We start from the raw sequence: 17,382 nt of genomic DNA, 5'->3' as shown, positions 1-17,382 counted from the left end.
TGTTAATTTGCGCTTTATTTAATGTTAAAATGAAGTTACGCATACTATATTTTCAATTTCTGACACTCCTTTTTGCTTATAATGGGATTTGTCAGTCTAATTTTTCAGAAATATTTAATGAAATTTCCAATCAACCTGAAGTAGTTCATTACACTAGAAATGACTTTAAGGGGGATACCGAATTTTGGTCCTCTTGTATAGGTAATGATGGGGTACTTTACTTTGGGAATAACGACGGAGTTCTAATATATGATGGAGAAAATTGGAAAAAAATTAAACTTCCAAATAGCTCTTCTGTACGCTCTCTTTTAGCCGCTACCGACGGAACTATATATGCAGGTGGTTTTAACGAATTTGGAACTATAAAAAAGGATAGCGTTGGTAATTATCATTACAATTCATTTATAAAAAAGCTCAACTTAGAAGGGAAAGAATTAGAAAATCTTGAACAGGCACATGAAATAGACAACACTATAATAATGAGGTTTTATAAAGAACTCATTGTGATTAATGAAAACAGGAAAACTATTATTCCATCAACCACAGATTTCATGTACGCAACAATATTAAATAACACTTATTACGTACAGGATATGAAGGTTGGAATTTTAAGCTTCAATCCAAAAGCAGACGAGCTTACGCTAGTTCTACAAACAGAAAAACTAAAAAATATAGCCATTAAAGGTATTCTTCCTACAAAAAATCCAAATGAACTATTTATCGTTTTAGAAAATGGAGAAGTTTTTAAAGGAAACCTTAAAACCAATGAAGTTATTTTATGGGAAGATATTTTTACTGATGGGCATGAAGATCAAGTAGTAAGCACTGTTCAAAAAGACAACAATTATTTAATTGGAACTTTAGGTTCTAAAATAAAAATGCTCAATTCTAATGGGAAACTAGTTGAAAGCCCCGAAGCTTTTAACCAAATTCAAAATCCATCTGTGTTGGATTTTCTACCAGTTAAAAATGGTTTATGGGTAATGCTTTATAATGGCTTAGATTATATTAATTACGATACAAATTCTTATAAATTCTTTGAATCTTCTAAAGTATACGACCTTAAATTATTCAATAAAAAACTATATGTTGCCACCAATAAAGGGGTGTATGTTTCTGATTTTAAAGCTGAAAATCCTACTAAAATTTCATTTAAATTAATCGAAGGACTTCAAGGCCAAGCATGGGCTTTAAACGAATATAAAGGAAATCTACTCCTTGCACACCACAAAGGCTTATACCATCTAAAAGAGGGAGAAGCAAAACGAATAACTACTTTTGGAACATGGAAAATCTTAGCAATTCCTAACAAAGAAAACCAACTTCTGGCATGCGGTTATGCCGGTTTATTTTTGATAAAAAAAGAGGGAGACGAATTTAAACTGGTAAATAAAATAGATGGTTTTAAAGAGTCTACACGAGACATTATAGCATCAGAAGAATCCAACACTTTTTGGGTATGTCATGGCTACAAAGGAGTCTTCAAAATAAAAATTAATGATAATTATAATCATGTTTTTTCAATAGATCATTACACAGACACCAATGGCTTTGAATCGCCTTTCAATATTAATGTTTTTAAATGGGAGGGAGAAATAGTTTTTACCAGTAATACTGGAATTTACAGATACAATAACACCAACAATACTTTTAAACCCTACGAAAGATTAAATTCTGTTTTTGACCGAACAAAAAACACCCGTAAAATCCTTCAGAAAAAGGATACTACGTGGGCTGTTCAAGATAATGAAATTTCTTATTTTATAAATAGCGACTCAATTCCTACACTAAAAAATCGTCCTTTTTTAAAAGCAAAAGGGCAGTTAAATAGAGGAATGGAAAGTATTTTACCCGTCCCTAACAATAAAGTATTAATTGGAACTACAGACGGAGTTTATTTGTTTGATTTAAAAGACAATAACAATGTAGAAGAACAAACTGAAATTACCCAAGTAAGTATGTTTCAAGGACAACAAAAACAACAGATCCCATTAAATAAGAAGGGAACAAATAAATTACCAAATGCTACCGATGTTATCAGAATTGACTTTGCCGCTCCCAATTTAATTTCGGGAAGCGAGATAGAATATCAATACCAATTAGAAGGCCTTAATTTAGGCTGGTCTGAATGGACAGAAACCAATTTTAAAGAATACTCGCATTTACAACCTGGTAAGTATAATTTTAATGTTAGAAGCAGAGATTTAAAAGGTGTAAAAGGAAAAATTGCATCTTTTGCATTTGTAGTAACTCCAAAATGGTATCAAACTGCATTTTTTAAAATTTTAATTATACTTTCTCTTATAGTTACACTTTGGATAGGTTATTTATTAATTAAAAAGAATCTTGAAAAAGAGAATTTGAAGATTCAAGCAGAAAACTTAAAAGCAAAAAAATTACTTGAACTAGAAATAGAGCGATTAAAATTAAAGCACGACAAAGAAAGAGTAGAAGAAGACAAAAAAATATTAGAAAAAGATGTAATTACCAAAAGCAAAGAATTGGTTAATTATACAATGCAATTAGTAAACAAAAAAGACATTGTTCAAGAGCTTCAAAGCGATTTAAAAGAACTACGCCAACTTGTAAAAACACAACTCTCAAAAGATAAGATTTCTGATATATTTAGAAAATTACATCAACATAAAATTGGGGAAGAATACATGGAAGTTTTCGATGTTAACTTTGAAAAAATACACCATCAGTTTTTTGAAAAGCTAAAAGATATAAATCCGAAGTTATCAAAAAAAGACCAACGTTTATGTGCTTTTATAAAAATGGATTTAACCAACAAAGAAATTTCTCCGCTGCTTAACATCTCCATTCGAGGGGTAGAAACCTTGCGCTATAGACTACGAAAAAAATTAAACCTTAACACAGAGGAAAATTTACACGACTTTTTGAAGGAGCTAGACTAAACAACACCATTTACTTCATCGTAAAATTGCTTTAAAAACGTTTCCATGTAGTCATGGCGCTTTTGAGCTAATTTTTTTCCCGATTTGGTATTCATTTTATCCTTTAGCAATAAAAGCTTTTCATAGAAATGGTTAATCGTTGGAGCGTCATTTTTTTTGTACTCCTCTCTAGTCATATTCAGCTTTGGAGGAATGGCAGGATCATATAGTTTACGGTTTTTAAATCCTCCATAGTTAAAACATCTGGCAATACCAATAGCACCTATAGCATCCAATCTATCTGCATCTTGGACAATATCTAACTCCAAAGAGTTAAATTTCTGCTCAAAATTACCTCCCTTAAAAGATATATTTTCGATAATATTAATTACATGTTCAATTATAGCTTCCTCCACATTAATACTTTTCAAGAATGTACTTGCTATTTTAGGCCCTACTGTTTCATCCCCATTGTAAAATTTAGCATCGGCAATGTCGTGCAATAAAGCACCAAGCCCCACCACTAGAGGATCTGCCTTAGTCTCATCTTTAGCTATTAAAAGTGAATTTTTAAAAACTCTTTGAATATGAAACCAATCGTGTCCGCCTTCAGCATCTTTCAAGGTTTCTTTTACAAAAGCAATAGTCTGCTCTATTACATCGGTATTTTTCATTAAACGAGTTCCTAATTAATAATTAATATTACTACTAATTGTGGTTTCTATTTTAGCGATAAGTTCTTCCAACGGAAGGTCTCTAGCTCCCATTGGCTCATGCACATCAAAAGTTAAATGCGCCCCTATCCCCATTGGGAATTTTCCATAACGAAGGGTTTTCCATGAATTATTTATAGAAATAGGCACGACTTGAGCATCGGGTAGTTTTTTCAATAATATTTTTAATCCGCCCGTTTGAAAAGGCTTAGGCTTCCCATCTCTACTACGGGTTCCTTCAGGAAATATAACTACCGAACGGTTATTCTCCTTTGCGTAATTAGCAAGGTTAATAATGGCTTTTAAGGCTTGATCTCTATCTTTTCTGTCGATTAAAGCAGAACCACCATGTCTCAAATTATATGAAATACTAGGAATCCCTTTCCCTAGTTCTTTTTTACTGATAAACTTTGGGTGATGATTACGCATATTCCAAATAATAGGAGATATATCGTACATACTTTGATGATTGGCAACAACAATACAAGGTTTATCGGTAGCTATTTTATACTTATTTCTAAAGCTCACTCTATTTCCTAAAAGCAAGAGCGAATATGTTAAACAGAAATTGAGGGCATCAACGCTTTTTTTATGGGCTTGGTATCCAAAAACATTAAAACAAAACCATTGGATTGGATGAAAAATCACCAATATAAGTCCGAAGAAAATAAAATAGATAACTGTAAGTGGATATGCTAAAATCTTTCTCATTCTAATTTTCAGAAATAATTATTCTTTCACTAAGTTCCCGAAGAATCTCGAGAATATATTATAAAATTTTGCTTGATATACTATGTTACAACTTCAATACAGTCTTAAATTAATTATACGCTATCCGAGTTGTAAAACCTCAACTATTCTTTTTTTAAATGCGCTACAAAATTACGAACTTTTCCTTCTAATTTTGGCAATACTTGCGCTGGAGCTTCTATATAATCGTCGGCAAACGACCAATACTCTATGTTATCCTCCGCTGCCGGAAAATACGTTTTCATTAAAGCACGATGTTCTTTTTCATCCATTGCAATAATTTGGTGGTAATACTCAAAATCATCACTTGAAACTGGAATTGGCATTTTAAGATATCCCGATATATTTATATCAAGAGTAGTTAAATAATCTTCAGTATACACAGAAAGTGGCCCTTTATTTCGTTTTGATAAACGTAAGCCTTTAGAGAACGCTTTGTAAGGCAATTCTTGTTTTTCCGCTAAATAGTTAAATAGAATTTCTGCAAACCTACTCCGATAGTAATTTCCTGTACATAGAAACAGTATTCTTTTTTCCACAACATTAGGCTTAAAGTGTTCAGCAAAAATAAAAAAACCACGCATAAACGTGGTCTTTTAAAGTCTTAAATTACTTAAAACATTTGCTATAATTTAGCAGTGCTCATTATACGCTTCTGTAAGATTGTCTGCAATAATTTCTGCAGGACGCCCTTCAATATGGTGTCTTTCTAACATATGCACTAATTCTCCATCTTTAAACAACGCCATACATGGTGAAGACGGAGGAAATGGTAACATATAACCTCTTGCTTGATCTGTTGCTTCTTTATCAAAACCTGCAAAAACAGTATATAAATTATCTGGAGTTTTAGCATTTTTCAAACTCATTTTAGCACCTGGTCTTGCATTGGCAGCCGCACAACCACAAACCGAATTTACTACAACAAGTGTAGTCCCCTTTTTGTCCATGGCAGCATCTACATCTGCAGGAGTGTGCAACTCTTCAAAACCTGCTACAACTAGGTCTTCTTTCATTGGTTTTACTAATTCTGCTGGATACATAATCGCTATATTTTTAAATTTTTATTTCAGTTATAATTCTTTGTCGCAAAGATAAATAAAAACATACACTTTGCGCCCCATTCAGTAAAAAAGGAATTTACTTACAATTACAATCTACTATCTTGAGGTATCCACTTAAAAAATTCGAAGGAAACTGCTTAATTCTTCAAACTACAAAGCCGATTCTTTACTTAAAAACAAATTAAACTTATATTTGAACTTTCTATTAAATACCTCTGTGTATTTATTGATAATTAAGACAAAAAACAACATATGTTTAAATGGATTCTTGCCTTTGGCGGATACTTTTTTTTGAGATTCCCTGGAGCTATTATTGGTTTTATTATAGGAAGTGTAATTGACAGTTTTAAAAATGGAGGCATTAATGTAGAAACTGTTTTTAATGATAGAAAAGAAGTTTCTCCGGCCGATTTTGAACTTAATTTACTCTCGCTGTGTTCTATTGTAATTAAAGCCGATGGCAAAGTAAATGAAAATGAACTGCAATATGTGCGTTCTTATTTTGTTACCACCTACGGAAAAGATAAAGCCAATGCTGTTTTTAGAACTTTTAATGAAGTAGTTAAAAAAAAAGAGATTTCTGCGGAACGTATTTGTGCATACCTCAACCAACGTACTCGTTACGAAACTCGCGTACAATTAATTCATTTTCTCTTCGGAATTGCTAAAGCAGACGGTGCAGTAACGCAATCTGAAACTTTAAAAATTAGAGAAATTGCTGGTTATTTAAAAGTCCATTATCGCGATTTTGAAAGTATTATGGCAATGTTTATAGAAGCGGCAGATAATGCCTATAAAATCCTAGAAGTTAGTCCAAATGCTAGCGATGCAGATGTAAAATCTGCCTACCGACAAATGGTAAAAAAATACCATCCAGACAAAGTTCGAAGCAACGACCAAGCTATTAAAAAAGGTGCCGAAGAAAAGTTCAAAGAAGTACAACGTGCTTATGAGCAGATTCAGAAAGAAAGGGGGATTTAGGTAGTTAATTGTTGAAAAATTTATTTTTCTTAACTCATTAACTTTTTACTTTACAAACTTTAAGCTCAAAGATGCAAAGGGGCAAAGTGGCAGAGGGACAGAGGCGCAAAGTTATGAATCTGTCAATTTGATGATGTGAAAAAGTCAGAAGACCGAAGTCGGGAGTCGGATGTGCTCAATTAGTAGTTTTTTTCTTTATAACAGCATAACTTTTTACTACAGACTTCGCACTCCTTATCCTTTCTACTTTACAAACTTTCAACCTTACAAACTACTTTAAAATCTTTTATCTGTTATCTTTTCTCTGCTACCTCTTCTCTCATACCTTCATTCATAACTCTAATTTTCTATTCTATAACTATTTGCTAAATTAGATGCTTAAACTCGTAATTAAGTCTGCTCTTAAATGTTAACCCCTATCAGAAAAATTTTGAAAACACTTATATGATTAAAAAGAATTTACCACTTTTATTATTCCTTATAATAAGTCTAGTTTACAGTCAAGGGCAAGATTGTAATTGCATTGATGAACTTGACACCATGTCCAAGCTTATTAAAAACTCCAAAAGTTATAAAACACAAATTAAAAAAGAAGCTAGAGAATCGGATTTCAATGTATGGAAAGAAGAAATTAAACGCGAAATAGCAAACGATAGTTTGAGTAAGTTCTTTTGTGTTGGCTATTTACAAAAGTATATTTCCTTTATTGAGGACAAACATAATCAGGTTTATTTCATCCCAGATAATATTACTGAAAATGTACCTACGTATTCAAAAGAAATCGATACTACACTAAAAAGTACAGATCAAGTTTCGGGGATTTATTATGCTGGAAGTGATAAAGTTTTAGTGCAAAAAGAAAATGATACTATTTGGTATGGAATTACACTAAAGTCGGATTCAAAGGAGTGGAAAAAAGGAAAAATAAGACTCCGAATTGAAAAAACAGCCAATAATAATTTCGAGATTTTCGAATATTTTCAAAATGGCTTGTTATTCTATCAAAAAAACATTGAAATCTTAAATGGCAGAATTCATTCAACGTTTTGGAACAAGAGTAATAATTACTTTTTCAACAAGAATTTTAAAGATAATTTTACCTATAAATCAATAAACTCTTCCTTTGATTACGTTGGAATCAAGACTTTAAGAAGAACTAGTAGTTTAATGAAAGAAGCTGCTACTTTTTACGAAAATAACTTAGAAAAATTAACTAGAGAAAATCTTATAATTGATTTAAGAAACAATGGTGGCGGCTCTATAAATCAACTAAAACCATTAATTAAATCCTTAAAAAGAAACAAAACAATCCGAAAAATATACGTTTTAATAAATTTCAAAACTGGGAGCTCTGCAGAATTAGCCACCTTGGCTTTAAAAGAAGACAAAAGAACTATTATAGCAGGAGAAAATTCAAGAGGAATGGTTGCATATGGATATGGAAATAATTCATTTTCAGCTAAAACAAATTGTTTAAAATATAACGTTGTGTTATCTACAAAACGTTCTGGTAAGTATGGCAGATATGAAAATATTGGAATAAAACCCAATTTTGAATTAGACAACAAATCGGACTGGATAGATCAAATAGTAAAAGAAGAAATTGCAAAATAACAACCGTAGCCAGCGTGAACAAGATACTATATAAAGACTAAGCTTAGTTTCTCATAAGTTATTGTTCTTCTTCAATTTTAATATCTTTAAAAACACTTAATTGAGAAAGAAATTATATGTAATTTCCTCTTTTAGATTTTTTCTGATTTGATAAGTAATTCAAGTTCCACGGAATATTACTGTTTTATTTGAAAAATTCACAATACAAAAAACCATCCGATTTAAAATGAAAAAAATTCTTTTCTTAACAATTTCAAGCCTCATAATTTTCTTTACATCTTGCCAAAAATCTAACGATAGTTTTAAAATTTCAGCTAAGCTTGAAGGTTTTCCAGAAAATTCAAAAGTAAAAATCACAGATACAAGTACAGGTAAGGTTCTAGACTCAACAACATTAAGAGAAAATCAGTTTACTTCTATAGGATTTATAGCAGAATCCCCTACTACTATCAATATTCAAATTAAGTCAAATTCAAACGACTTTAGCAGCACCTTTATTTTTATTGGTAATGAAGATGTGAAAATTTCTGGTAGTAAGAAAGATTTTCCAGATGCCTTAACTATAACTGGTTCAAAATATCAAAAATATAAATCTATCCTTGATAGTCAAACTCGGGCTTTGAATAAAGAGCGAAACAAAAAATTACAAAAAATGTTTACCTTAAGACAAGAAGGAAAATGGAATGATAGTTTACAAAATGCATATTGGTCGAGAGAAAACGGGATTATTACCAAAATTGACAACCAAACAGATCAAATAAGGAAGAAATTTATCGAGGATAATATAAATTCAGATTATGCTCTTACAGAGCTTATTACTTATAAGACTTATTATTCTAAAAAATTTATAGAAAATCAAATCGCAAAACTTACTTCTGATTATAAAAACTCAAAATATGTCAAAGTCTTAAAAACCTATTTAGAAAACAAACCGTTAGAAAAAGGAGATAAATTTTATGATTTCACTGCAGAGAATCAGAATGGAAAACAAGTTCCTTTTTCAGATTTTTTCAAAAATAAATATGTTCTTTTAGAATTCTCTTCTAATTATTGCGGCTGGTGCTTCAAAGCGCTCCCAGAAATCAAAAAACTTTCAAAAGAACAAAGTGATAGTTTAGAAATTATAACGGTAAACATTGATAATGACAAAAAGGATTGGATTGATAAATACAAATCTAATAACCTAACATGGAATAGCTTATATGCCAAAAATGGGAGGTATAGTAATGTCTATACAAAATATCATGTTTATGGAACACCAACATACTATTTATTTGATCAGAATGGAACAGTTGTAGAAAAATGGGATGGTTATAATGATGAATTGATAGATGAAATTAAAATGCAAGTAAAAAATGGAAATTAATCTAAGTTATAATTAACTCATAAAAACTCATGATAAAGTATTTAGTATTTGGAATATCAATATCATTTATATCATGGATAGTTGGAATGCTATTTAATAGCATCCTGGTAAAAACTGAATTCTATAAAAAAATATCAAATTTCAATTTTATTGAAAGTGAAACTCTGAATAATAACATTGGACTATCATATTTCAAATGGATTGTAAAAAACACCTTTTTTAAGTTCTTCAATCAGAAAATTACATTGAAAAATAAAAAAATGAATTTAAGAGAAGTCCGTAAAGAAATGACTATAGCAGAAATAAGTCACTTAATAGCATTTATTTTTGTTTCAATTATTGCCATTTATAAAGGCTTTACCCAAAGTTTCTTATTAGGACTAATCATTATGCTTGTGAATCTTTTAATGAATTTATACCCTTCATTATTACAACAAGAAAATAAAAGACGAATTGATAAACTCATTAAAAAAAAATAAAACCGATGGCTAGTACTGGTAGCTTTGTATTGGTATTAATTACTTTTTCTTTTTCTTCATTTTATTAATCCATATTAAAGTTCCTGTAATGGGTAAGCTTGTGGCTATTAAACAGGCTAAAAAATAGATTATTTTAGAAAACATCCCAAAAATTTCTCCTGTATGCAGTGGCTTAATTAGGCTGGCTATTCTAACATTTAAAGGCTTGTTGTTAAAATATTCTTTGTTCAACACATTACCGTACACATCTAATGTTAAAACATCTGAAGTAACAGGAGAAAAAGATGCTGCATTGTTTTTACTTATATTGTAAAACTCACTTCTTTCATTCGGAAAAGAAATACGGGTGTCCCCTTCATAGTCAAACTCTTGTTGAGAAATAGCAATTGCTTCTTCTAAGGAAATAGTTGCTCCATCACTGGCTTTTGCTTCTAATTTTGGTCCTCCCCCACGATTAAAAATCTTGGCTCCAATTAAATTTCCTAAGCCTTCTCGATACCCTTCAAACCACCAACAAAGTCCTGTTAGCCCCATAATTACTATAAAAATACAAGCGTAAAACCCTAATGTATTGTGTAAATCATGGTTGACACGTTTCCAATTCGCATTCATTTTAATTTTAAAACCACTTTTCATGTTTTTCCATTTTACTTTTTTAGGAAACCAAAGCACAATTCCAGTAACAGAAAGTATTAAAAATATAATGGTAGCAATTCCAACAATAGGTCTTCCAATGGGTACATCGAGCATAATCCAACGATGCATTCTAAACATAAACATCATAAAACCATCGGCACTAGATTTTGGTGCTTTTAGAATTTCAGCGGTATAAGGATTTACATAAAATGCAGTTCCTCTTCGATCTTTTGGACTTGTTTTTATGGTAAAAATATATGGTTCCTTAGCATTAGAAGGAAGTGTAACACGACTAAGTTCTCCATCTACATTATTTTTTACTAAAGAAGTTAACTCGGTAATAGATTTTACATTTTCGGTAGGAGTAACTACCATTTTTTCAGTAAATAAATCTTTGATTTCATGCTCAAAAGCTAAAAAAGTTCCGCTAAAGCATACCAAAAAAAGTACAATTCCACTTCCTATCCCTAACCAAAGATGTACATCGTTTATAAACTTTCTAAAGCCGTAAGTTTTCTTTTTTGCCATTTTATTTCTTTTATGAGTAATAACTTAGAAAGCGACCTTATAAACTTTCATTTACAAAGTCGCTAAACAAGCTAAAAATATGAGTCCTATTAAAAAGGAATTATCCTAAATAAAAAGCAAATATAAAATCATAGTATATCATCTGAAATTTTATTTAGACTAAATTTAAATAAATTATTTTATCTAACTGAAAAGCTTTAGTATGTAGAAATTTATAACACTTAAAAGGATATTATATTAAAGGAATTTTTAAAAAATGAATTCCATTTATAAAATAATAGTAAATTTGAAAAACCCTTTAATTACAATCTATGGATCAATTTTGGTTCTATTTTAAACTTGGACTTAACCATGTACTGGATATAAACGCATACGATCATATCCTGTTTTTTATAGCCTTAACAGTGCCTTATACCTTTTCCAATTGGAAAAAAATATTATGGTTAGTAACAATGTTTACTGTAGGTCATACCGTTTCGCTAATCCTAGCAACCTATGGCGTAGTATCTGTAAGTTCTAATTTAGTAGAATGTTTAATTCCTGTAACTATATTTGTAACAGCAGTATTTAATATTTTTACTGCTGGGAAGGGAGCAAGAAAAGAAAAATTTGGTCTTACTTTTTTTACTACATTATTCTTCGGGTTGATTCACGGATTAGGATTTTCTACTTATTTTAAACAAATTGTAGCCAGTTCTTCTAATAAAATGATTCCGCTTTTGGAATTTGCTTTAGGAATTGAAGCTTCTCAAATTATTGTAGTTTTAATTGTATTGATATTAGGATTTATCTGTCAGTCTATCTTCAGATTCAATAAACGAGATTGGATTATGGTAATTTCTTCTATCGTTGTTGGGTTTGTTATTCCGATGCTAATAAACTCATGTGCTTTCAGTTAAAGAAACTTCACATCTATTTTATAGGATAAAATTAACTTCTTTGTTATTGTAATTAAACAACAAAGCCTTTATCTTCGTTTCGAAATAAAAGGCTATATAAAAAAGTAGTTTCCTATTAACTCATAACTATTAGCGCTTAATTTAATAGAAATGTACTATATTAATACATTAAGTTGCTCATAATGGTTGGCACTATGTATATACCTTAATCTTGAATTATTTATCCCTCTTAAAATAGAGGTAATGACTGCAAAAGAATGGCTCAAAAAAAGCAAGCAAGATATGACCGTGCCTACTTAAGAATGGCTCAAGAATGGGGAAAACTATCTCATTGTAAACGAAAACAAGTTGGCGCAATTATTGTAAAGGATAGAATGATAATTTCTGATGGCTATAACGGAACACCAACAGGATTTGAAAATGAATGCGAAAATGAAGAACATTTTACAAAATGGTACGTTTTACATGCAGAAGCCAATGCTATTTTAAAAGTAGCCTCGTCTACACAATCTTGTAAAGGAGCTACGTTATATATAACACTTTCTCCTTGTAAAGAATGTAGCAAATTAGTGCATCAAGCTGGAATTAAAAGGGTAGTTTATACTCGTGCTTATAAAGATGATGAAGGCTTGTTATTTTTAGAAAGAGCAGGAGTAGAATTGGTTCATCTTGAAAATTTAGAAGAAGAATAAGTTTTTTTAAAGCCTTTAATTATTAATAAAATTCGTTCGCACCTGCTCATAACATTAGGCATGTGTTCGAACATAAACCCTCACTGAGTGAGCATATGTTAAAAAACAAAAGCTATTTATTGCCACTATTTATATGTGCAGCCTTGGCAGCAGGTATTTTTATTGGCGGAAAATTAAACTTTAACGATAGTCCTGAAAGACTTTTCTCTACAAATTCCAAAAAAGACAAACTAAATCGGCTAATAGATTACATTGACTACGAATATGTAGACGATGTTAATACCGATAGCATTGTAGATGTTACCGTTAATAATATTCTGGATAAACTAGACCCACATTCCGTATATATTCCAAAGGCACAAGTTGAAAAAGTGGCCGAAAGTATGAAAGGGGATTTTGTTGGTGTTGGAATAAGCTTTTATATGTACAAAGACACGCTAGCCGTTATTAAACCAATAAAAAATGGTCCAAGCATAAAAGCAGGTGTAAAAGCAGGCGATAGAATTTTAGTAGCAGATACCGATACCTTGTATGGAAAAAAACTTAGCAGCCAAGAAATTGTAAACACTTTAAAAGGGGATAATAAAACCAATGTAAAACTTACTATTTACAGACCCTCAGAAGATAAAATAGTAACGCTAACTATAAAAAGGTCTGAAGTTCCTTTAAAAAGTGTGGATGCTTTTTACATGATTAACGAGAATTTTGGATACATAAAAATTAATCGTTTTGCAGAAAGCACCTACAAAGAATTTAAAGAAGCCCTCAATTCACTTCAAGAAAAAGGGATTGATAAACTAGCCTTAGATTTAAGAAATAACCCTGGAGGCTATCTAGGCATTGCAGAGCAAATTGCAGATGAGTTTTTGGAGGACGATAAATTAATTTTATTCACCAAAAATAAAAGTGGTGCAATTCAAAAAGCATATGCTTCAAAAAAAGGAGACTTTGAAGAAGGCGAAATATATATTTTGATAAATGAAAAATCTGCTTCTGCTAGTGAAATTGTTGCTGGAGCGATTCAGGATAACGACCGCGGAACAATTATTGGTCGCCGTTCTTTTGGAAAGGGACTCGTACAACGAGAGATGGGACTAGGAGACGGTTCGTCTGTCCGCCTTACTGTTTCTCGCTATTACACTCCTACTGGAAGATCTATTCAACGCTCTTATGAAAACGGAACTAAAGATTACTACCAACAGTTTTATAAAAGGTACGAAAATGGAGAACTTCGTTCGGCAGACAGCATTAAAGTAGCAGATTCTCTTATTTTTAAAACTCCTAAAGGAAAAATTGTATACGGGGGTGGTGGAATTATTCCTGATGTTTTTGTGCCAATAGAAGGGAGTCAGGAAGAGGCTTGGGTTAATACCATGCTCGATTCTGGATTTATGTCTTTTTACGTTTTCGAATACCTTGATAGAAACCGAGATATTTATGCAGAAACTTCTGAAGAAGATTTTATAAATAATGTAAACATAGATGAAGAAACTGTAGATGCTTTTCTTTATTACGCTGAAGATAGAGGTCTACAAATAGATCTAAACCCATATCGAGAGAATTTAAAACTGCATATAAAAGCTACCTTAGCCGAGCAATTATACGGAGAAAATGCTCAACAACAAATCTTAAAAGATAGCGATCCAATGTTGCGGGCGCTACTTCATGTTGACGATGTAGAAGGAGAAAATACTATTGAAGATGTTTCTGTAGAACAATAACACTCCTTATAAAATTATTATGCCTCCGGATTTTTATCTTGAATTCTTTTGTAAAGTTTAATCCCAAGCATCAATAATATAGCTAATAAAAAGATTCCTATTACCCCAAAAATCCAATTAATACTATTTTTAAGAATCACTAAAAAAACTACTGAAAAAAGGATAATTGTTGCACCTTCATTCCAAATACGCATAAAACGAGAGGTGTATTTTACATTATCCACTTGCAGTTGTTTAAATATTTGATGTGTTTTTAGATGATATAAAATCAGTAAAAAAACAAACAGTAGTTTTACATGCATCCAGCTTTGCTGTAGAAATGCTGGAGCTAAAATAAGCAACCAAATAGCAAAAATTACTGCGAGAATAGCAGAAGGCCAAGTAATAATAAACCACAAACGTTTTGCCATTAATTTAAGTTGCTTTCCTAGAATTTCTTTCTCTGGTGAAGGCTTATAAAAAGCTTCTATTTGATATACAAAAAGACGTGGAATATAAAATAGTCCAGCAAACCAAGTGATTACAAAAATTAAATGTAAAGATTTTATGTAATTGTAATAATCTACCATTTTATATCCTTTTCTATAAACAAATGTACTAACAAATAACTAAGCCTCTACGGTTGGAGTAACCTTTAAAGTCCGTTTAATTTCTCTATTTAAAAAATACCCCGTTACAATAGTAGCCAATGTATCTGCAATAGGAAATGAAATCCAAACTCCTAATTCTCCATAAAATTTTGGTAAAATCAATATAAGCGGAATAAAGAAAAAACCCTGTCTTGTTAACGTAAGTAACAAGGCTGGAGTTGCTTTTCCAATAGCCTGAAAATATGCAGAACCTATTAGCTGAATAACCACAATTGGTGTAGCCATAAAAACCCATCGCATTGCTCCTGGTGCTTTTGAAAGAACCTCTCCGTCATTGGTAAAAATACTGGTAATGGTTTCAGGAAAAATCATTATCAAAATAAAAATTAAAAACCCCAAAATCATAGCGTATTTAATGGCTGTATTTATAGATTCTCGAACGCGTTGGTATTTTTCGGCTCCATAATTAAACCCTGCAATTGGTAAGAAACCTTGCGTAATTCCTAAAACTGGAAATAATGCAAACATAAGCATCCGTCCAATAATGGCATAAACGGTAACCGAAGAAGCGCCGCCAAGTTCAAATAAAATATTATTCAAAAACAGATATGTAACACTTACCACTGCTTGTCGTGCAAGCGTAACGCCTCCCAAAGAAGCTATTTCAGTAACAATATTTTTATTCAATCCGAAGTGAGTAAATTTAATTTTCAGTTCTGAATTTTTCGATAAAAAGAACCACAAAATATATACAAAACAACAAATATACGACCCCGAAGTAGCCCATGCAGCCCCTTCCATTCCGTAATCCAAAACATTGATAAAAAGGTAATCAAAAATTAAATTTCCTAAGGATGGAATAATCATTGCCACCATAGCAAACTTAGGCTTTCCTTCAGCTCTAATTACATTATTACCAAGCATGGAAAGTGCTAAAAATGGAACCCCATACAATACAATTTTATAATAGATTTTAGCAGGCTCAAAAATAGCTCCCTTTCCTCCAAAACTTGGAATAATACCATCAATAAAATATAAGCCTCCCACAACAAAAATACTGGTAAGCAAAAGCGTTAATGTAATTTGATTCCCAAAGGTTTTCAACGCTTTTGAACTGTCTTCCGCTCCTAATGCCCTTGAAATAATAGACGAACCCCCAATTCCAATAGCCATTCCTAAAGCGGCAATAAAAAAAGAAACAGGCAACACTACATTGATGGCGGCTATGGCCACAGAGCCAATCCAATTTCCTACAAAAATAGTGTCAACTAATATATTTAGAGACATTACCAGAATCCCTATAGACGCTGGAACAGCCTGTTTTACCAACAGCCTTCCAATGGAATCTGTCCCTAATTCTTTAGATGTTGTTTTTGCCATTTTATGCTATGCGGTTACCGTATTGTGTGCCCACTCATCAATCCAACGAGAAAGCACTTTTATCCATGCCTCATCATCATTTAAACAAGGAACTAGATGGAACTCCTCTCCCCCATTTTCTTTAAATTCATGACGTGCTTCCATTCCAATTTCTTCTAATGTTTCTAAACAATCAGAAACAAAAGCAGGGGTAATTACAGCAAGTTTTTTAATTCCTTTTTCAGGAAAACTATTAATAGTTTTATCTGTAAAAGGTTGTAACCAAGGATCGATTCCTAAACGCGATTGAAAAGAAGTGGTATAACTTCCTTCTTTTAATTCTAAATATTCGGCAACTTGTCTTGTAGTTTCGTAACATTGATGACGATAACAAAATTGATGTGCAGGTGATGCCGTTTGACAACATTGTCCATCTATTTTACAATGAGATTTTGTAATATCCGATTTTTTTATGTGTCGCTCTGGAACTCCATGGTATGAAAACAACACATGTTCCCAATCTTTATCTTGTAAGTTCTCCTGAATAGACTCTGCTAAAACACGGATATAATCTGGATGATTATAAAAAGCAGGCACATTGGTAAACTGCATTTCTGGGAAATGATTTTGACGAATTTCTTCTGCCAACACCAAAATAGTTTCCGTAGTAGCCATAGCAAACTGCGGATAGAGAGGAATTAGCAACACCTCATCTACTCCTTCATTTTTTAAAGCCTCCAAACCACTATGTATAGAAGGGTTTCCGTAACGCATAGCCAAAGCTACCGGCACACTCGTAAGCGCATCTACTTTATTTTGTAAGCGTTCGGAAAGCACAATTAATGGCGAACCTTCTTCCCACCAAATCTTTTGGTATGCAGCAGCCGATTTTTTCGGTCGCGTATTTAAAATAATGCCTTTTACAATAAACGTACGCAACCATAAAGGCATATCTATTACGCGTTCGTCCATTAGAAATTCTTCTAAATATTTCTTTACATCTTTTGGATCTGTAGAATCTGGAGAACCCAAATTCACTAATAAAACTCCCTTCATGAATGCTACTATCTATATTTACCCGATAATCGAGATT

General features: G+C 31.8%; 16 protein-coding genes. 8 read left to right on the top strand and 8 right to left on the bottom strand.

Features of this window, described 5'->3' with window-relative positions; translation table 11 throughout:
• Positions 1–29 precede the first annotated feature (29 nt).
• Positions 30–2,918: a triple tyrosine motif-containing protein gene (locus AC13CQ_RS16335; protein ID WP_474507059.1), complete on the top strand. Its 2,889-nt coding sequence runs from the start codon at positions 30–32 to the stop codon at positions 2,916–2,918.
• On the opposite strand, the gene AC13CQ_RS16330 is transcribed toward AC13CQ_RS16335, so the two are convergent.
• The 4 genes from AC13CQ_RS16330 to AC13CQ_RS16315 all read right to left on the bottom strand — a co-directional run bounded on the left by AC13CQ_RS16330 (position 2,915) and on the right by AC13CQ_RS16315 (position 5,403).
• The gene (locus AC13CQ_RS16330) at positions 2,915–3,571 is read right to left on the bottom strand and encodes an HD domain-containing protein (RefSeq protein WP_008611695.1); all 657 of its coding nucleotides are present in this window, start codon (positions 3,569–3,571) and stop codon (positions 2,915–2,917) included. The genes AC13CQ_RS16335 and AC13CQ_RS16330 overlap by 4 nt on opposite strands.
• A gap of 15 nt (positions 3,572–3,586) precedes the next feature.
• A complete protein-coding gene (locus AC13CQ_RS16325; protein ID WP_474507060.1) occupies positions 3,587–4,321 on the bottom strand; it encodes a lysophospholipid acyltransferase family protein in 735 nt (244 codons plus the stop codon).
• 143 nt (positions 4,322–4,464) lie between these two features.
• The gene (locus AC13CQ_RS16320; RefSeq protein WP_474507630.1) at positions 4,465–4,944 is read right to left on the bottom strand and encodes an arsenate-mycothiol transferase ArsC; all 480 of its coding nucleotides are present in this window, start codon (positions 4,942–4,944) and stop codon (positions 4,465–4,467) included.
• Between the two features lie 48 nt (positions 4,945–4,992).
• Positions 4,993–5,403, bottom strand: a complete 411-nt coding sequence (locus AC13CQ_RS16315) for a BrxA/BrxB family bacilliredoxin (RefSeq protein ID WP_008611692.1) — start codon at positions 5,401–5,403, stop codon at positions 4,993–4,995.
• Between the two features lie 273 nt (positions 5,404–5,676).
• Here AC13CQ_RS16315 and AC13CQ_RS16310 point away from each other — a divergent pair, with 273 nt between their 5' ends.
• From AC13CQ_RS16310 to AC13CQ_RS16295, 4 genes are all read left to right on the top strand, one after another.
• Complete coding sequence (locus tag AC13CQ_RS16310; RefSeq protein WP_474507062.1) at positions 5,677–6,405, top strand: TerB family tellurite resistance protein; 729 nt, start codon at positions 5,677–5,679, stop codon at positions 6,403–6,405.
• Between the two features lie 444 nt (positions 6,406–6,849).
• Complete coding sequence (locus AC13CQ_RS16305; protein WP_008611690.1) at positions 6,850–8,019, top strand: S41 family peptidase; 1,170 nt, start codon at positions 6,850–6,852, stop codon at positions 8,017–8,019.
• 226 nt (positions 8,020–8,245) lie between these two features.
• The gene (locus tag AC13CQ_RS16300; RefSeq protein WP_474507335.1) at positions 8,246–9,385 is read left to right on the top strand and encodes a redoxin domain-containing protein; all 1,140 of its coding nucleotides are present in this window, start codon (positions 8,246–8,248) and stop codon (positions 9,383–9,385) included.
• 29 nt (positions 9,386–9,414) lie between these two features.
• Entirely contained in the window at positions 9,415–9,864 is a 450-nt protein-coding gene (locus AC13CQ_RS16295; RefSeq protein ID WP_474507629.1) for a glycosyl-4,4'-diaponeurosporenoate acyltransferase CrtO family protein, read from the top strand.
• 39 nt (positions 9,865–9,903) lie between these two features.
• Here AC13CQ_RS16295 and AC13CQ_RS16290 read toward each other — a convergent pair whose 3' ends face one another.
• Positions 9,904–11,028, bottom strand: coding sequence for a PepSY-associated TM helix domain-containing protein (locus AC13CQ_RS16290; protein ID WP_474507334.1), 1,125 nt, complete (start codon positions 11,026–11,028; stop codon positions 9,904–9,906).
• A 311-nt stretch (positions 11,029–11,339) separates the two neighbouring features.
• Between AC13CQ_RS16290 and AC13CQ_RS16285 the strand changes: the two genes are divergently transcribed.
• The 3 genes from AC13CQ_RS16285 to AC13CQ_RS16275 all read left to right on the top strand — a co-directional run bounded on the left by AC13CQ_RS16285 (position 11,340) and on the right by AC13CQ_RS16275 (position 14,340).
• The gene (locus AC13CQ_RS16285; protein WP_474507333.1) at positions 11,340–11,927 is read left to right on the top strand and encodes a HupE/UreJ family protein; all 588 of its coding nucleotides are present in this window, start codon (positions 11,340–11,342) and stop codon (positions 11,925–11,927) included.
• Between the two features lie 257 nt (positions 11,928–12,184).
• Positions 12,185–12,619 carry a deoxycytidylate deaminase gene (locus AC13CQ_RS16280; protein WP_008611682.1) on the top strand — a complete coding sequence of 145 codons (435 nt, stop codon included), beginning with the start codon at positions 12,185–12,187 and terminating at the stop codon, positions 12,617–12,619.
• A gap of 95 nt (positions 12,620–12,714) precedes the next feature.
• On the top strand, positions 12,715–14,340 hold the full coding sequence (locus AC13CQ_RS16275; RefSeq protein ID WP_337901823.1) for a S41 family peptidase: 1,626 nt from the start codon (positions 12,715–12,717) through the stop codon (positions 14,338–14,340).
• Between the two features lie 17 nt (positions 14,341–14,357).
• On the opposite strand, the gene AC13CQ_RS16270 is transcribed toward AC13CQ_RS16275, so the two are convergent.
• Genes AC13CQ_RS16270 through hemH form a run of 3 tightly spaced genes read right to left on the bottom strand, consistent with a single transcriptional unit; the run spans position 14,358 to position 17,345 of the window.
• Positions 14,358–14,909 carry a CopD family protein gene (locus AC13CQ_RS16270; RefSeq protein WP_008611679.1) on the bottom strand — a complete coding sequence of 184 codons (552 nt, stop codon included), beginning with the start codon at positions 14,907–14,909 and terminating at the stop codon, positions 14,358–14,360.
• A gap of 39 nt (positions 14,910–14,948) precedes the next feature.
• Positions 14,949–16,310 carry an MATE family efflux transporter gene (locus AC13CQ_RS16265; RefSeq protein WP_335587062.1) on the bottom strand — a complete coding sequence of 454 codons (1,362 nt, stop codon included), beginning with the start codon at positions 16,308–16,310 and terminating at the stop codon, positions 14,949–14,951.
• A 6-nt stretch (positions 16,311–16,316) separates the two neighbouring features.
• Positions 16,317–17,345: a ferrochelatase gene (gene hemH / locus AC13CQ_RS16260; RefSeq protein ID WP_474507332.1), complete on the bottom strand. Its 1,029-nt coding sequence runs from the start codon at positions 17,343–17,345 to the stop codon at positions 16,317–16,319.
• Between the last annotated feature and the right edge of the window lie 37 nt (positions 17,346–17,382).

The sequence above is a fragment of the Galbibacter sp. L-19 genome, assembly GCF_056857615.1.
Note: the sequence above shows the minus strand (reverse complement) of the source record. Positions and strands in the feature narration are given on the sequence as shown.

Bases quoted from the DNA above. Each gene is read 5' to 3' on its own strand.
- AC13CQ_RS16335 (WP_474507059.1), top strand. From the start codon at position 30: ATGAAGTTACGCATACTATATTTTCAATTTCTGACACTCCTTTTTGCT.
- AC13CQ_RS16330 (WP_008611695.1), bottom strand. From the start codon at position 3,571: ATGAAAAATACCGATGTAATAGAGCAGACTATTGCTTTTGTAAAAGAA.
- AC13CQ_RS16325 (WP_474507060.1), bottom strand. From the start codon at position 4,321: ATGAGAAAGATTTTAGCATATCCACTTACAGTTATCTATTTTATTTTC.
- AC13CQ_RS16320 (WP_474507630.1), bottom strand. From the start codon at position 4,944: ATGCGTGGTTTTTTTATTTTTGCTGAACACTTTAAGCCTAATGTTGTG.
- AC13CQ_RS16315 (WP_008611692.1), bottom strand. From the start codon at position 5,403: ATGTATCCAGCAGAATTAGTAAAACCAATGAAAGAAGACCTAGTTGTA.
- AC13CQ_RS16310 (WP_474507062.1), top strand. From the start codon at position 5,677: ATGTTTAAATGGATTCTTGCCTTTGGCGGATACTTTTTTTTGAGATTC.
- AC13CQ_RS16305 (WP_008611690.1), top strand. From the start codon at position 6,850: ATGATTAAAAAGAATTTACCACTTTTATTATTCCTTATAATAAGTCTA.
- AC13CQ_RS16300 (WP_474507335.1), top strand. From the start codon at position 8,246: ATGAAAAAAATTCTTTTCTTAACAATTTCAAGCCTCATAATTTTCTTT.
- AC13CQ_RS16295 (WP_474507629.1), top strand. From the start codon at position 9,415: ATGATAAAGTATTTAGTATTTGGAATATCAATATCATTTATATCATGG.
- AC13CQ_RS16290 (WP_474507334.1), bottom strand. From the start codon at position 11,028: ATGGCAAAAAAGAAAACTTACGGCTTTAGAAAGTTTATAAACGATGTA.
- AC13CQ_RS16285 (WP_474507333.1), top strand. From the start codon at position 11,340: ATGGATCAATTTTGGTTCTATTTTAAACTTGGACTTAACCATGTACTG.
- AC13CQ_RS16280 (WP_008611682.1), top strand. From the start codon at position 12,185: ATGGCTCAAAAAAAGCAAGCAAGATATGACCGTGCCTACTTAAGAATG.
- AC13CQ_RS16275 (WP_337901823.1), top strand. From the start codon at position 12,715: ATGTTAAAAAACAAAAGCTATTTATTGCCACTATTTATATGTGCAGCC.
- AC13CQ_RS16270 (WP_008611679.1), bottom strand. From the start codon at position 14,909: ATGGTAGATTATTACAATTACATAAAATCTTTACATTTAATTTTTGTA.
- AC13CQ_RS16265 (WP_335587062.1), bottom strand. From the start codon at position 16,310: ATGGCAAAAACAACATCTAAAGAATTAGGGACAGATTCCATTGGAAGG.
- hemH (WP_474507332.1), bottom strand. From the start codon at position 17,345: ATGAAGGGAGTTTTATTAGTGAATTTGGGTTCTCCAGATTCTACAGAT.